We start from the raw sequence: 14,943 nt of genomic DNA on the forward strand, positions 1-14,943 counted from the left end.
CATGACCGAGCCCGAACACACGCGCCCTTCGATTCGGCGCACTCTGCTGCTGTCGATCGGCCTGTTGTCGCTGGTCGGCATGCTGCTGTTGTTCTTCGGCGCCAGCCAGTACGGCCGGCGCGCCGCGGATTTGTCCTACGACCGCTTGCTCAACGCCTCGGCGCTGACCATCGCCGACAGCATCACCCTGGTCGATGGACAGTGGGAGGCGAACATCCCCTGCGCCGCGCTGGAACTGCTGTCGGCGGCGCCGGACGACCGCGCGTTCTACCGGGTGTTTCTCGCCGGCGGACGCACCCTGACCGGTTACGACGACTTGCCGCGGCCGCCATCGGCGGCGAGCGATCACGCGAGCTTCTTCGATGCGCAGTACCGCGGCGAAGCCGTTCGCTTCGCCGTATTGCGCCGCGCCGCCAGCAGCGCCGACGGACCGGAAGCGGCGCTGGTGCAGATCGGCCAGACCCGGCGCGCGCGCGATGAAGTCGCGAAGGACATCGTCTGGCATGTCACCGGCTGGATCGCGATATTCACCGTGGCGATTTTGCTGCTAGCGTGGTTCGCGATCGATCGCGCATTGCAACCGCTGGCGCGGATCGAACAGGATTTCAGCGTGCGCACGCCGTTCGACCTGCGCCCGATCACCCGCGCGGTGCCGACCGAGCTGTCGCACGTGGTGGCGGCGCAAAACCACTTCATGTCGCGGCTTTCCACCAACATCGACGTGTTGCGCACCTACATCGCCGAAGCCGCGCATCAGATGCGCAATCCGCTGGCTTCGCTGCGCGCGCAGGCGCAGTTGTCGCTGCACCAGAACAATCCGCAGCAATGGCGGCAGGGCCTGTACGCGATCGAGCGCCACTCCGGCAAGCTCAGCCGCCTGCTCAACCAGTTGCTCAGCCACGCCAACGTGACCCATCGCGCCGAACTGCACAACTTCAAGCCCTTGAACCTGGAAACCATCGCCCGCCAGGCCCTGCACGAATCGGTGCCGCAGGCCGAACCGCGGCCGCGGGTGAGTTTCGAATGCAAGGCCGGCGACACCGCGCTGCACGGCGACGCGCTGATGCTGCGCGAGGCGATCAAGAACCTGATCGACAACGCGATCAAGCACGGCGCCGGCGCCGAATCGCCGGTGCAGGTGCTGCTAGAGCAGGATGACTGCGGGCTTGCGCTCAGCGTCAGCGACGCCGGCCCCGGCATGAGCGCGGAGGATTGCGAGCGCGCGTTCGAGCGCTTCGGCCGCGGCGAAAACGCTTCGGCGCAGGGCGCGGGATTGGGACTGGCGATCGTCAAGCGCGTGGTCGAGAGCCACGGCGGCCGCGTCGTGCTGGCGCCGTCGCGGCTCGGCGGTCTGAGCGTGCGCCTGCACCTGCCCAAGGACGCGGCATGAAACTGCTGCGGCTGATCGCGACGATGGCGCTGTTCCTGATCGCTTCGGTCGGCGCGGTGTATCTGGCGCCGGCGCAGGCGCGGCCGAAGCAGAACGAACGCATCGCCGTGTTCGAACCGTCCATCGCCCGGCAAGGCCGGCTGGTCTTGCATGGATCGTCCAATGTCGGCCTGATGCGCGCGCTGATCCTCGACTATCAGCGCATCCATCCCGGCGTCGAGGTGCGTTACTCGCATCTGGACACGCAGGACATCTACCAGCGCAGCGCGCGCTCGGCGGCGGCGCAGGAACGCCCCGACCTGCTGCTGAGCGCCAGCACCGACCTGCAGATCAAACTGGTCAACGACGGTTACAGCCGGCCATACCGCTCACCGCAGAACCAGGCCCTGCCCACGGCCGCGCGCTGGCGCGACGAAATCTTCGCCTACGGTTACGAGCCGGTGGTGATGGTCTACAACACCGCGCACCTGGACGCGCAGCGCGCGCCGCGGACCCGCAGCCAGTTGCAAAAACTGCTGCGCGAATCCGAGCACCCGCTGCGCGGCCGCATCGCCCTGCAAGACCCGCGCGACAGCGCCGTGGCGTATTTCATCGCCACGCAGGAAGCCAAGCTGCTCGGCAACGACGCCGGCCCCATGCTGACCTCGCTCGGCGAAAACCAGGCGCGCCTGTTCAAGCGCATGGACAACTTGCTCGATCAGCTCTCGTCGGGCGAAATGGTGGCCGCCTACGGCGTCTTCGGCTCGTACGCCCTGCAGCGCATCGAGCGCGGCGCGCCGCTGCGGATCGTGCTACCGCGCGATCATCTGCTGCTGGTCGCGCGCACCGCGCTGATCCTGCGCGACGCGCCCAATCCGGCCGAAGCGCAGCGCTTTCTCGATCACCTGCTGTCGGCGCGCGGACAGGCCATCCTCGCCCGCGAGGCCAAGCTGATTCCGGCGCGCACCGACCTGCCCGCGCCGGCGCGCATCTACCCGGACCTGGACCCGAACAGCACGACCCTGCGGCGCACGCCGCTGGGCCTGGGCTTCCTGGTCTACCTGGACGAAGTGAAGCGGCGGCGCTTCCTGCAGCAATGGCGCAATTACCTGGCACCCGACAGCGCCGCCACGGCGGCGGCACGCTGAGTCGCCGCTTACGCCAACGGCGCGAGCTGCAACTGCTCGAACAACTGGTTCTGCGCCTTCTTGGCGAGCGAACGCGGCACCTTCACCATGAACCCGCCGCCGCCCAGCGCGACATCGCCCTGGATGATGAAACCGTTGATGCGCACGTAGCTGGTGATCGAATACTTCGTCCCCGAGCGGTCCAATTCCAGGAACATCGGCGCGGTCAGGAAGCCGCTGCCTTTCTGGTAGGTGCGCTTATCGCCCTGGTTGTGCTTGAGCGCGTAACCGTTGCTCGCGGCCCAGGCATCGACGATGGCGTACACGTCCTGCTGCGAATCGAACTCCACATGATCGCGCTGATTGCTGCCGTTCTTGGCCATCAACGCCATGACGTTGAGAAAAGCCAAGCCGCACAAAGCGCCGAACAGCGCCAAACCGACGATCCCCATCAAACCCGCTCCTTGTAAGTGTTTGCGATGATCCGGCGCGTGGTCGCGGCGTTTTCCGGCGGCGACCAGCGGGCCGGCATCATAACAGCCGCGCCACGTGCGCTATTTGCCGCTGGTGTTGGCCTGCACGCGATCGCGGGCGCGCTCTCGATGCGCGGTCTCGTGCGCCCTGCCGGGCCACCGACAGCTCGCGGGCGCCTGTTTTTCCCGACCGCTACGGCCCAAGCCGCTTGTAGAGAAAGGCCGACGACGCCGGGCAAAGCGAAGCGAACTCTTGCGTCGCCGCGATTGCCGGAGGGGCCTGCGTCCTGTCGAGATCGACGAAGTCCAGTCGCCGGAAGAAATCGGCCGCAGTCGTAGTCAGAAGATAGAGGCCCACCGCCCCGCTTTCTGCCGCCGCGCGCTCGGCAAAACCCACCAGGGCGACGCCGAGGCCGCTGCCGCGCAACTCAGCAGACACCGCCAGGGAGCGCAGCAAGACGTGGGGGCCGTCGAGTTCCAACCCGACCACCCCGTCGATGACGTTGCCTCGGCGCGCCGCAAAGAGCCTGACTGTCGAGTTTGCGCCGAGGTCCGCCACCGGCAGCCCGCTGCCCGCCAGAAAAGCCAGTGTTTCTGGTTCGATGAGAACCGGTGAAACCAGACGCATAGTGATAGTCCTGTTGCTTGATCGATTTTCAACGAACCGATGACACGCCCGCCTCGCACCAACTTTTCGAACGGCTGACGATATGTATTACCGATAGCATAACGGGCATCTCGATGAGTACCGCGGCCGCCGTCAGCGCAGCATCCGATCGCGCTGCGAACAAATTGGCCGCGGCAGCGCCAATCAGAGCCGCCTCCCCTGCAGTGCGACGGGCCACGCCGAGGCGCCGGTTCAAGCAGCAGACCAGCGCGTTCATTGCCCGCGCACCCCGCATGCGCCATACGCAAGATCGCAGTTCCGAGCCGCTGCGACGTTACGACCATCCGGCCAGGTTCGCCGCTATGGACGCGGCCACGCACCACAGCACGACCCACAGCGCCGAGACTCTAACGGCCGCCAACAGCGAAAACCCGATCACAGCGACGGCGATATCAGTCAAGCCGCGCACACCCTCGGTCAGGACCGGATCGTAGAACGCCGCTATCAGCAATCCGACGACGGCGGCGTTAACGCCGGCCATCGCGTTGGCAGCCCAGGGTCGCTGCACCAGACGCCCCCAGATCGGCAGCACCGCCAGCAACAACAAGAAGCCGGGGATGAACACCGCCAGCAACGCAACGGCCGCACCCACCAGAGGCGAAGAATTCAACGGCACCTCCGCACCGAGAAACGCAGCCAAGGAGAACATCGGCCCGGGCATCGCCTGCGCAGCGCCGTAACCGGACAAGAAACTGTCAGCCCCCATCCAACCGCTCTTCACCACCGATTCCTGCAACAGCGGCAACACGACATGACCGCCCCCGAACACCAGCGCCCCGGCCCGGTAGAACGCGGCGGCCAGCCCCGCGGTCGTGGGCTCACTCGCAGACGGCCACATCAACGCACCACATAAGCCAAGCAGGAAAACGCCCAGAAACACTATTCCGCCGCGACTGCCGTAGCGTATGGGGAAAGCAGCGACAGCACCTGCGGCCGCACGCCTGCACACCAAGGTCCCCAGCATCCCTCCGAGCGCAATCGCGATGAGCTGCATCCACGCGCTGCCGGTCGCCACGATCAGGGCCGCCGCACCGGCGGCGATCAGAGCACGCGTCGCATCCGGCGCCAATTGCCGCACCATGCCCAACAGACCGTGCGCGACCACGACCACGGCAACCAACTTCAGACCATGCACCGCCGCCGCGCCAACACCGTGCCCGAGCTGCGGCGCCAGCGCGGCGAAGCCGACCATCAACAGCGCCGATGGCAGCGTGAACGCGATGAAGGCCGCAAGCGCGCCGAGCCAGCCGCCACGGAACAACCCAATCGCAAACCCCATCTGGCTACTGGCCGGCCCCGGCAGAAACTGACACACCGACAACAACTGCGCGAAGCGGGCATCGTCCAGCCACCCTCGCCGCGTCACGAACTCCTGGCGAAAGTAGGCCAGATGAGCGATCGGGCCGCCGAACGAGGTCAGGCCCAGCCCCAGGAACACCCGGAACACTTCGCTTGCCGAGCCCGGACTTAGCGCGTCTTTGGGGGCTATATCGGACAACGGCGGCTCACAGTGAAAGTGAAGGCAGACGTCATGCTACCAACACGCCTGTGTCAGTTAGCAGCCGGGAATCCGCAGAGGGTTTGTGGGTTCGAAAACCGACACAGAGGCAATCGACAAGTGCGTTGCATGGACTTGGTCGTGCCGGATAGAACTCCAACGCTGCCGGGCCGACCAGCGGACAGGGCCGGCAGTATTGGCGCCCTTGCCGCGCCAGAAGCATGAGCGATCGCGCATGCAGAATAAGAAAAGGCACCTAGGGCGCTGGCCCTAGGTGCCTGTTTTATTTGGTGGGTCGTGAAGGATTCGAACCTTCGACCAAAAGATTAAAAGTCTCTGCTAGTAAGGCTTTAAATTCAATCACTTAGATTACCCAATTTTTCCGAAGGCAGGCGCATAAGGCACTGATTGCACTAGAACACTGGCCGTAATTTTCCCGGCTTAGAGGCTAGTTTCATCACACAATCGCGGTCCAACCTAGGCCCTATGCGGTGGCCGAATCCTCTCACAGCTGGCGCCCGCCACTCGCCATAGTCAAGCCGCTGGAGTCGGCGGATATTCGATTCAGGGAAGTACTTTGCGAGGCAAGATTTTACTAAGCGACATGGCGCCGTAGGATCGCAACAAAGCCTCTGCAAAGTTGGGTTCAACGCTTAGCACGAAGGCCAGCTCACCTTTCAGTCGCTCAACCTGATCATCGTCCAGATCCCCGTTGACATATCGATTAATGCCAGCGCGAACTCCTCGCTTCCTTAGTCGCCCGACTGAAACGTCAGCAGCATTGGTTAGCGTCAGACCAGTCACCCGCATCGCATTTCCACGACCAACAGCCACCCGCTTCTTTTCATTTATCTCAAGCTTTGGATGGCTCATAGTTGCGCATGCTTTTCGGATTGCAATCTCAATTCCTCGAAGCTTATCGGGTTCGCGAGACGAAACCGTTATATCGTCCGAGTATCGCGTATAAACCACGTCGGCTTGACTAGCCAGCCCAGAAATTAAAGTATCAAATTCAAACATCACTGAATTCGACAGCATTGGTGAACTTGGCGCACCAATACAGAGCACTTGACGCCCTTCAGGCCGCCACAAACAGGCGTTCATAATAAACATAACTTCCGCATCCGAAATATTCGCAATGTGAGCGCGAAGATGAGCGGATAAAGCTGGAGCGTCAATTGATGGAAAGAAATCCGAAAAATCCAGCTTTGTTATAAATTTTGCTGACGCATGCCTACGCGCATTATCGCAAATCGATAACCCGATGCGATAGGCTGTTGCGGAATCATGGACTGGCAGATAGGCCCCAAGAATTTCCACCAAGGCTCGCTGAATCGCCTTAACCTCTTTCGCGGGCTGCGCCACGAACCTGAAATCTCGCCCGTTACTTTTTGGGATAACGAATTTTTTGTAGCGCAGATATGCGCTACTGGCTATGCGCCGACAAGCCTGCGAGGAAATACCTACTTTCTCAGCGACTTGACTGACTAACCCAATCATGAGGCTCGCCTAATTTTTCGAACGACGTCCGACCGACTCTTCAGGGATTTGTCGTAGTACTCCGTGACATTGACGCGGAGGCGCTCCTTGTCGATATGATCCCCAGGGGTATACCCAAATGAGATTCTCGACACCCATTCCGGCGGGTAATAATACCGACCATGCCCATTTGCCTTGATCCGAAGTAGATCAAGCTTCTCTAGGAGAAATAGATATTGCTTAAGTTGGTCCGATTCTACTTCGAGGCCAAGGCCTTTCAAGTAAATGGATATTTCCGTAGTGTTCAACGCCCCGAAAAGATCGCAGAGCTCGCAAATCAGAAACATCACATGAGCCGGCTCTACTGGACGGAATATGCGCTCCGATTGTCCTGGCCCGGTAAAATTACGGATAGCGTCAACGACACCTCCAACTTCACCTTCAAACTTATCAAAGTTGATCGTACTTCTTCCGATCACCGATCGATCATGCCAGTCATAAACCAAGACTGATTTTTCGCTGTTGTTCTCTAGCCGCCGTATCGGCCCCAATCGGATGAAAGATGTAGTCTCGTAATGAATTTCAGCGATAAGGACCAGAAGACGGTCGAGAATCGCTGGACTGACTGCGAAGGCACCTAACTCAGCTATGGCGCCCTCGCTTTCTACTACTAGAACTATCACCGCAGACAGTCCTGCGAGGTGTTCTTCCAGCGTGACCAGATCCCGGTAGTAGCCGTCGTGAAACCAGTTTTGGATTTCTTCGGCCAATTTCAATCGGCTTGCCATCTGGCTATGCCTGCTTGAAGTTAGCTCGTGATAAATCATGTGGCGAATCGACTTGATCGGCCTTGGATCACTCGCATTCTCTCCACCGCACAAAAAAATGAAACCCTCAAACGCGCGCACACGCGTTTTGGATAGATCGATTCTTGCGACGAAGTCCCCACGTGGATCAGACATCTGCTCTCTTCACCAAGAAACCGCCCCGTATAACCGGATCGGGCTTACCGCCGAGGACCCGCGGACCGGAGGCGGTGAGCCCGAGCCGGTTATACGGGGCGATAATCCCAATCAATCCCTCGCCGTCCGGCGCAGCGCCGGACATTTCACAATTCGTGGCATTCCATTGCCGTCGCGTAAAGAGCGCGAGAAGTTTGGACACATAGCGCGTCGATCGTCAATACGGCAGGAGCAACAGGGAGACCAGCTTGTGGCATGTGACAGCGGTAAAGGGCAACCTGTGCGCCCCCCTGCGGCATCGCAGCATGGCCGGTCGCGCCTGCTGCTGCGACTGTAAAGGCTCAGTTGTGCCCGCGCTGGACGACCTCACCCCCATGGCTTGACTGGCCCGCGAATCGCCGCAGACTTCTCTTAAGACCAATCATTAGGAGGGGCTATGGGCTGGGACGCCATTACCAATGCTCGCGCTACGCTGTCTGAAGCAACGAGCACGCATAAGTTGCTATTAGAAGGCAATGACGCTTTGGCTCAAGAAAAAAGCCGTGCGATTGCACTCGCAGTCTCGAAGCAATTGATACATGCACAAGAGGCCATGCTATCTGTTGCGCAAGAACGCTCCGAACCCTTCAAAGAAATTGAAAATTTAAGCCCCGCTCTTAAACTGAGAACAAAAATCGTCAAATATCTTGATGCCTATTACCTAGCCAATGAAAGTGGGGCGGGTAGCGGCGACCCATACTGCTTACTTTGCTGGGAGCGTAGCCAAGTACTAATTCATCTCAATCGGAAATCACCCACGGAGAATTGCTGCCCAAATTGTGATCGCGATTACCTGGCCGAAACCACTGGATTTGGTATCTGACGGAGAATGAGCCTATGAACAAAGCAGTCCTAATACTTCCAACCCTAATAGTCGCGGCGGTTGCGAGCGAGACTGTTTCGACCGCAATTGGTTACGATATTCAGTGGCCAGCTGTCAGCATCTGTTTAACCGCTTTAGTTGCGATATGGAAGCTAAGAGAGGATAGCGATCAAAAGGCCATAGACCGAGAGCTGCAAACCAAACGTGAAATTCTTCTTGCTGGCGTCCAAGCGATGACAAAAGGACAAGCTGCGTTTTCGTCATTGGCAAATCTTAATATTGACTACCAAGACGCATCCTTAAGTTTTCAAGACGCTACTGCGAAGCTCACCATGGCTGCGACTGTTGCAAGCCTGGACGCCGCGCGACTAGGCAATGAATATGTCAGCAGGGTGGGCCCGCTATTTCTGCAAGCCATGAAGATGAGAGCCGATCTAGACCAACTCCCTAACGGTAAGGAGAACCCCCTCTATCTCGAAAAGCATACCCAGCTAGCTGGCTTCATCCTTGATAACGTAATTGATACCGGGAAAGCGATGCTCCGCGCTGTAGCTGCCGTACGCCAAGATATAGGGATATCGAGGGAGCCGACGCAGCAGTTCCTAGATGCCGTGTATCCCGATGAGGCAGCCCTGAAGTTATCAATAGATAAAGTGCTTGGGCGCATCCCGCATGATTGACTTACTGCTCGTGAGTTAGTCGGGCCAAATCAGTGATCCAGCATATGTCTAGAATAATTAGGCTAGGTCGAATTCGACGTCTGTGGTGCCGGCCCAACGGATAGCGCCCGCGATCTTCGCACCAGTGATCCGCCAGTGGCCTGAGCGTCCTCGCACGCGATCTAGGTAGCAGCCGCCATCTTCACCACGCCGCATCACCAGGGCGCGACGCCGCACGCAGCGGCCTGGGTCGCCCCATTCGTCGGGTTCCCATTCCTCATCAACTAGGGCGGTGCCGGCGACGGTGTGGGCAGGATTTCCACCACGTCGGCCGCGCGGCGGGATCACGACCCGGTATCGAACAAGACAGGACGGCATGGCGCCATCGTAGCGGCCCGAGTCTTACAGCCTAAGATTGTGCGGACTTTGGCCGGAGCGATTAGGGCCCAGAACATTTGGGGCACCGTCGGAAATCAGTAGCATCGGTAACGCGGACTTATCGGTTACCGATCGAGTTACCGAAAATTACTCCTCTGCGGCGACCTACAAATCAATTTAATAGAAGAGACTTACGCGCTGAAAACGGTCCTTCCCGATGAGGTTACCGTTTCCCGACGCCTCCTCCCCTCGCTTTGGAAAACGCTGCGGTTTCCCGCTCATCTCATCGACTGATGGAGCGTGCTAAATCGGGCTCCGCCGCAGCCCTGAAAACCGCCTTGCGCGCGTCATTCGCGTCGAAAAAGTGTTCCCTCCGAGCCCCGCTATAGCCGTTGTGGCTAGGACGCCCACTCCGCTCCACGATTTGAGTCGAAAGGCACACTAGTAGCAGGAAGGCGCGGCGGGATCTCGATCGCGCGCCAGCGGGCGAACGCGCGCCCCGAGCCCCGCATTGACCCTCTAAGCGCTCGCGTATTCGTTGGCGTAGCGCTGGTGACAGCGCACGATTAGCAAACTCTGGCGCGCACCACATCCCAATCTTCAATACGACCTCTAGTTACACTCGGGGTGTCGCGCTCAATGGCGCGGCAGGCGAGGATTGCAATACTCGCCAATCGCAACTCAAAACGAAGCTCCCGACCTGAACGAGAGGAATTCGTCGCGAGACAACTGCATGATTGGGGCAGCCCCCTCACAAGGAGAGAAGTGAAATGTGGCGAAACTTAGCAATAGTTACTGCCTTGGCCGGCTCCAGCATTTCCGCACTGGCAGCGACTCCAGTTGACGGCCGGATGGAACGTGCACGTGCTGAAGTGCGAGCGCAACAGCAAGAGCGAATCGATGCCCTCGCGAAACGGGGCCGGCTGAGTAGCTATCAACAGTTGCAAAGCACCGGAAAGGTGTCCGCTAAGAGCGCAGTCGATAGTGAACAAGCAGATGCGGATTCGCGCGACGCAGCAATAAACCTAGCCGCCTTGGGGTTTACGTCGGCCGATGTGGCGACTTATCGCGAACGCCAAATCGATATTTTCGACATGACCCATAGACTGTTTAAGGGGAAGACATCCCCCGCAGAACAGATGTTGCTAGCGGATACCGTTGTGGTGGCTAAGGCAGGCAAAGTTGAAGACAACAAAACTCGCATTGACGGGTTCTTATCGTCGATCCCGTTCACTGTTGTGAGATCGATCAAAGGATCCCGTGCGGCTGGCGACACCATCTATCTTGCGCGAGAATCAGGCAAAGCTGCCGACGGCTCCTACGTGGATGTCTCATCTGACATCGCGGTGACGCCTGGAAAAACCTATCTACTAGTCGTGTCGAAGAATCGATATGAGCAGATAGTCGCGCAGAACAAGAAGCAAGCGGAAGTGGGATTCAATGCCTTGCTGTTTCTCGCGTATGAAATCACCGCAAACGGCGCCTTGCTCCCAGGCCCTCGACCCACCCTGTTCGGCGAGTCTCCGAAGGATGTAAAGACCGCCGAAAATGATCTAGCCAAGTTGTCCAAGGGCAAAAGTAAGAACGGGGGGACGTGATGAAGGTGAAGTCGAAGCACTATCACATCGCGCTGCTGGCAGGAATTGCCGCGTGGAGCGGACTCGCCCAAGCACAAGAAACGCCAGAACTTGCTTATCTATGGGAGACGACATCCAACGCCGTCGGATTTCATGAGTCGGTGTCTGCCTGTATTTACCCTACGATAGGCGCGGCAAATACGTGGAATGCCGTAGGCGCAGGTTACTATTTTTGGACGGACTCCGTAGCCAATCAACCTCGGGTCGCGACGCAGACGCAAGCATACAATTACTCGCATCACACTGTAGAGGACAAGGAAATACCCGACCTCAATGTACCAATGCAGACTGCCCAGACGCGGACGGGCCAAACGCTTACCACGATGATCAATTCGGACACCTATGTGGATCGGGCACGCATGAGCCCACTCAATCCACAGCGGGTAGGATTCACTTGCACCGCAGGATCTACCGTACCGGCCGACAAGCTTGATTGGCAGACCGCAATGCTGCACGAACTGGGTCACGCTGCCGGGTTCATAGATGATCACAACATTACGTCTCGCCGCTGCGCGATGTACTACGCAAAGCTGGCGGGTGAAAACCAACGAGTCCTTTGCGACGCCGAGAAACAAAATTACCTAAAGGGATATGGATTGCAGTTTAAGATCCTGAGCATCCCCAACGTGACGGGACCGCACAATACGAATATTCTGGCCAAGATCAATTTCCAAGGAACGCCGACCTTTCCCGTACAACGACACACTGAGAATATTACGTGTCCTTCCGGCTGGTCCTGCGACGACTACGACGGCTCCTACTCAAGCCAGACTGAGTCGCCGCTAACCTTCAATTTTAGGTGCAGTGTCGATAGCACTAAGCCAACGGGTACGTTCGGCTGGCGAACAACGCTGACTGATGCCAGCGGCACGGTGACGAACTCGGTGGATCACACGAGCACATGCACAAAGGCGTCTGGAACACTCAAGAAGGACCCTGGAGATAAATCCAACTCCGTTGGCAGGGTAATAATTACGAATTAAGTTGGAGTCCATTCCGCCATTCGCGTCGCTGAAATAGCTTCAGCTGTCGCGCCATGCACGGCAATGCATGGCGCGACAACGACCTCTGAGTTCTTTCTGGCTAACGGCGACGCGCCCGCAAGGTTATACACCAGCCAAACGTTTACGCGTTACGTTGGCGTAGTGCTGGCTAGTGAACAAATGGAATCACTGACCATGCTGCATACTGAAATTCATTTCGAAGGCTTCTTGCTAAGCAGTGGCGGCTCAACGCCAATTTCCCTAACCATCTCGCAACCGACGGTCGCTGACGACGACGCTTATTGCGAAATTCATGCTCCGGGGCTTATTGCCAAAGACACTAAGATTTTTGGCGCTGATGCGGAGCAAGCACGATAACCATCAATTGGCTTCGTTAAGCGAATGCTCAAAGATGACAGCCTGTCGACGCAGAAGGCAATCCAATTCAATTTATCTGAAGAAAAGGGCGCCGTCTGGCGCCTTTTTTCTTGGAGACGAAAATGTCTTTACCGGCGCCCACTATCAGCATGCAAGCACTGCTTGAGCGTACAAATCCTAGGCTGGCATACCGAGGTCGCACGGGAGGAAACGTACCACTTCCTCCCCGATCCGATCATCGACCCGGCGGAATCGCGTTTGCAGCGGCAATAGTTCATTTCGCGCGAACACGCGGGCGGCCTTCTCCACGTCGCCAAAACCGCCAGTGTTGTTCGGTACGGTCCCCAGCAATTGCGGTGGTACCCGATGCGCAGCCAAAACATCATCGCGCGTCGCGCCTTTGATCCCTAGAAATTCATCCTTCGACGCGACTTCGCTGATCGCGATCACCTGCACACTGTCCTTCTTGCCGAAGCCGTGCAGCAGATGCGGGAGGCGCGTTATTTTTACCGGCAATTTTCCCGAAGCAAGAAAAAAGGCACTTAGGAGCAATCCCAAGTGCCTGTTTTATTTGGTGGGTCGTGAAGGATTCGAACCTTCGACCAAAAGATTAAAAGTCTTCTGCTCTACCGACTGAGCTAACGACCCGAAGTGGTGCGCCTCGGTCCCGGCGCTGCGCCGGGTCGAGCATTCTAACAAAGCTTGCGCCGCCGAGTCAGGCCCCCCGGCGATTCGCGTTCAGTGGCGCGGCGCGGGCGGGTCAGACGTAGTGCGTGGGATCGGCCACGCCGGCGGCGTTGAAGCCCTCCGCGCGCAGGCGGCAGGCGTCGCAGTGGCCGCAGGCGCGGCCGGCATCGTCGGCCTGGTAGCACGAGACGGTCTGGCTGAAATCCACGCCCAGGCGCAGGCCTTCGCGGACGATGTCGGCCTTGCTCATGAACTGCAGCGGGGCCTGGACGCGCAGCCCGGCGCCTTCTACGCCGGCCTTGGTCGCCAGGTTGGCCAGGCGCTCGAAGGCTTCCACGAATTCGGGGCGGCAGTCGGGGTAGCCGGAGTAGTCCACGGCGTTGACACCGCAGAAGATGTCATTGGCGCCGAGCACTTCGGCCCAGCCCAGGGCGATGGACAGCATGATGGTGTTGCGCGCCGGGACGTAGGTGACGGGGATGTCGTCCTTGGCCGCGGCGGCGCCGATGGCGTGGCCGTCGTTGTCCAGCGGGACCGAGATGGTCTCATCCGTCAGGGCCGAGCCGCCGATGCTGCGCAGGTCCACGCTGACGGTCTTGTGCGCGACCGCGCCCAGGGACACGGCGACGCGCGCGGCGGCGTCGAGTTCGGAGGTGTGGCGCTGGCCGTAGCGCACGCTCAAGGCGTGCACGGCAAAGCCCTGCTCGCGCGCGATGGCGATGACGACGGCGGAGTCCATGCCTCCGGAGACTAGAACGACGGCGTTTTTCATGGGGCGGGCTCTGGATCGGGAATCGGGAATCGGGAATCGGGAATCGGGAATCGGGAATCGGGAATCGGGAATCGGGAATCGGGAATCGGGAATCGGGAATCGGGAAAGGCTAAACCGGTTAGCTGATGTTTCGCTCGTCATTCCCGCGAAGGCGGGAATCCAGAGACTTCAGAGTCATGTCGCGATGAAGCCCTGGATTCCCGCCTTCGCGGGAATGACGAGCAGAAAAGTCGGCAAATCGGAACATTGCAGCGCATTGCAACGCAACGCGTCGGGACGGACGGACTCGCTTCAACGCACCCCGAATCCCGAATCTCCGATCCCCGCTCTCACCTACCCGGCTCGTCGTTCCAAAGAATCTTGTGCAGCTGCAGCTGGAACCGTACCGGCAGGCGATCGGCGACGATCCAGTCGGCCAGGTCGCTGGGTTTGATCTGGGTGAAGCTCGGCGAGAACAGGACGTCGCAGATCGCGGTCAGGCCGTGCTCGGCGACGATGGCCTTCGACCACTCGTAGTCTTCGCGGCTGCAGATCACGAACTTGATCTGGTCGTGCGCGGTCAGCAGCGGCAGGTTGCTCCACAGGTTGCGGTGGGCTTCCAGCGAATCGGGGGTCTTGATGTCCAGCACCCGCGAGACGCGCGGGTCGACCGGGCCGATGTCGATCGCGCCGGAGGTCTCCAGCGAAACCTCATAGCCGGCGTCGCACAGCTTCTGCAGCAATTGGATGCAGCGCTTTTGCGCCAGCGGCTCGCCGCCGGTCACGCAGACGTGGCGGGCGCCGTGCTTGGCGACCTCGGCCAGGATCGCGTCGAACTCCCACCATTCGCCGCCGTGGAAGGCGTACGCGGTGTCGCAGTACTGGCAGCGCAGCGGGCAGCCAGTCAGGCGCACGAACACGGTCGGCCAGCCGATGCTGTTGGACTCGCCCTGCAGCGACAGGAAGATTTCGGTCAGCCGCAGGCGCTCGGACGGCGCCTCGGCCGTCTGGGTGACAACGGCGTTCATGGGAA

15 protein-coding genes and 1 tRNA gene are annotated in these 14,943 nt (G+C 59.5%); 7 read left to right on the top strand and 9 right to left on the bottom strand.

Going from position 1 to position 14,943, the window contains the following annotated elements:
• Position 1 precedes the first annotated feature (1 nt).
• Together LG3211_RS18010 and LG3211_RS18015 are read left to right on the top strand one after the other, a co-directional pair.
• Positions 2-1,390, top strand: a complete 1,389-nt coding sequence (locus LG3211_RS18010; RefSeq protein WP_057944029.1) for a sensor histidine kinase — start codon at positions 2-4, stop codon at positions 1,388-1,390.
• Complete coding sequence (locus LG3211_RS18015) at positions 1,387-2,517, top strand: ABC transporter substrate-binding protein (RefSeq protein WP_057944030.1); 1,131 nt, start codon at positions 1,387-1,389, stop codon at positions 2,515-2,517. Before LG3211_RS18010 ends, LG3211_RS18015 begins: the two co-directional genes overlap by 4 nt.
• A gap of 8 nt (positions 2,518-2,525) precedes the next feature.
• Here LG3211_RS18015 and LG3211_RS18020 read toward each other — a convergent pair whose 3' ends face one another.
• From LG3211_RS18020 to LG3211_RS25890, 5 genes are all read right to left on the bottom strand, one after another.
• Positions 2,526-2,948 (bottom strand): hypothetical protein, encoded by a 423-nt coding sequence (locus LG3211_RS18020; protein WP_057944031.1) that lies wholly within the window; start codon positions 2,946-2,948, stop codon positions 2,526-2,528.
• Positions 2,949-3,162: 214 nt separating this feature from the next.
• Positions 3,163-3,597, bottom strand: a complete 435-nt coding sequence (gene arsN2, locus LG3211_RS18025; protein WP_057944032.1) for an arsenic resistance N-acetyltransferase ArsN2 — start codon at positions 3,595-3,597, stop codon at positions 3,163-3,165.
• A gap of 313 nt (positions 3,598-3,910) precedes the next feature.
• Entirely contained in the window at positions 3,911-5,134 is a 1,224-nt protein-coding gene (gene chrA, locus LG3211_RS18030; protein WP_057944033.1) for a chromate efflux transporter, read from the bottom strand.
• Between the two features lie 564 nt (positions 5,135-5,698).
• On the bottom strand, positions 5,699-6,634 hold the full coding sequence (locus LG3211_RS25020) for a retron St85 family RNA-directed DNA polymerase (protein ID WP_083512640.1): 936 nt from the start codon (positions 6,632-6,634) through the stop codon (positions 5,699-5,701).
• The gene (locus LG3211_RS25890; RefSeq protein ID WP_148648995.1) at positions 6,631-7,575 is read right to left on the bottom strand and encodes a retron St85 family effector protein; all 945 of its coding nucleotides are present in this window, start codon (positions 7,573-7,575) and stop codon (positions 6,631-6,633) included. The genes LG3211_RS25020 and LG3211_RS25890 overlap by 4 nt, the downstream gene beginning before the upstream one ends.
• A gap of 436 nt (positions 7,576-8,011) precedes the next feature.
• On the opposite strand from LG3211_RS25890, the gene LG3211_RS25895 reads away from it, so the two are divergent.
• From LG3211_RS25895 to LG3211_RS25910, 5 genes are all read left to right on the top strand, one after another.
• A complete protein-coding gene (locus tag LG3211_RS25895) occupies positions 8,012-8,437 on the top strand; it encodes a hypothetical protein (protein WP_148648996.1) in 426 nt (141 codons plus the stop codon).
• 14 nt (positions 8,438-8,451) lie between these two features.
• On the top strand, positions 8,452-9,117 hold the full coding sequence (locus LG3211_RS25900) for a hypothetical protein (RefSeq protein WP_148648997.1): 666 nt from the start codon (positions 8,452-8,454) through the stop codon (positions 9,115-9,117).
• A 1,127-nt stretch (positions 9,118-10,244) separates the two neighbouring features.
• On the top strand, positions 10,245-11,072 hold the full coding sequence (locus LG3211_RS18045) for a hypothetical protein (RefSeq protein ID WP_148648998.1): 828 nt from the start codon (positions 10,245-10,247) through the stop codon (positions 11,070-11,072).
• On the top strand, positions 11,072-12,094 hold the full coding sequence (locus tag LG3211_RS25905) for a hypothetical protein (protein WP_148648999.1): 1,023 nt from the start codon (positions 11,072-11,074) through the stop codon (positions 12,092-12,094). The genes LG3211_RS18045 and LG3211_RS25905 overlap by 1 nt, the downstream gene beginning before the upstream one ends.
• 180 nt (positions 12,095-12,274) lie before the next feature.
• Complete coding sequence (locus tag LG3211_RS25910) at positions 12,275-12,472, top strand: hypothetical protein (RefSeq protein ID WP_148649000.1); 198 nt, start codon at positions 12,275-12,277, stop codon at positions 12,470-12,472.
• Between the two features lie 177 nt (positions 12,473-12,649).
• Here the strand turns inward: LG3211_RS25910 and LG3211_RS18050 are convergent, their stop codons facing one another.
• From LG3211_RS18050 to queE, 4 genes are all read right to left on the bottom strand, one after another.
• Positions 12,650-13,030, bottom strand: a complete 381-nt coding sequence (locus LG3211_RS18050) for a phage portal family protein (RefSeq protein WP_187313051.1) — start codon at positions 13,028-13,030, stop codon at positions 12,650-12,652.
• 14 nt (positions 13,031-13,044) lie between these two features.
• Positions 13,045-13,120, bottom strand: a tRNA-Lys gene (locus LG3211_RS18055).
• Between the two features lie 112 nt (positions 13,121-13,232).
• Positions 13,233-13,931 (bottom strand): 7-cyano-7-deazaguanine synthase QueC, encoded by a 699-nt coding sequence (gene queC, locus LG3211_RS18060; RefSeq protein ID WP_057944038.1) that lies wholly within the window; start codon positions 13,929-13,931, stop codon positions 13,233-13,235.
• Between the two features lie 329 nt (positions 13,932-14,260).
• Positions 14,261-14,938 carry a 7-carboxy-7-deazaguanine synthase QueE gene (gene queE, locus LG3211_RS18065; RefSeq protein WP_057944039.1) on the bottom strand — a complete coding sequence of 226 codons (678 nt, stop codon included), beginning with the start codon at positions 14,936-14,938 and terminating at the stop codon, positions 14,261-14,263.
• Between the last annotated feature and the right edge of the window lie 5 nt (positions 14,939-14,943).

Origin of the sequence: Lysobacter gummosus (assembly GCF_001442805.1) — a bacterium.
GTDB lineage: Bacteria > Pseudomonadota > Gammaproteobacteria > Xanthomonadales > Xanthomonadaceae > Lysobacter > Lysobacter gummosus.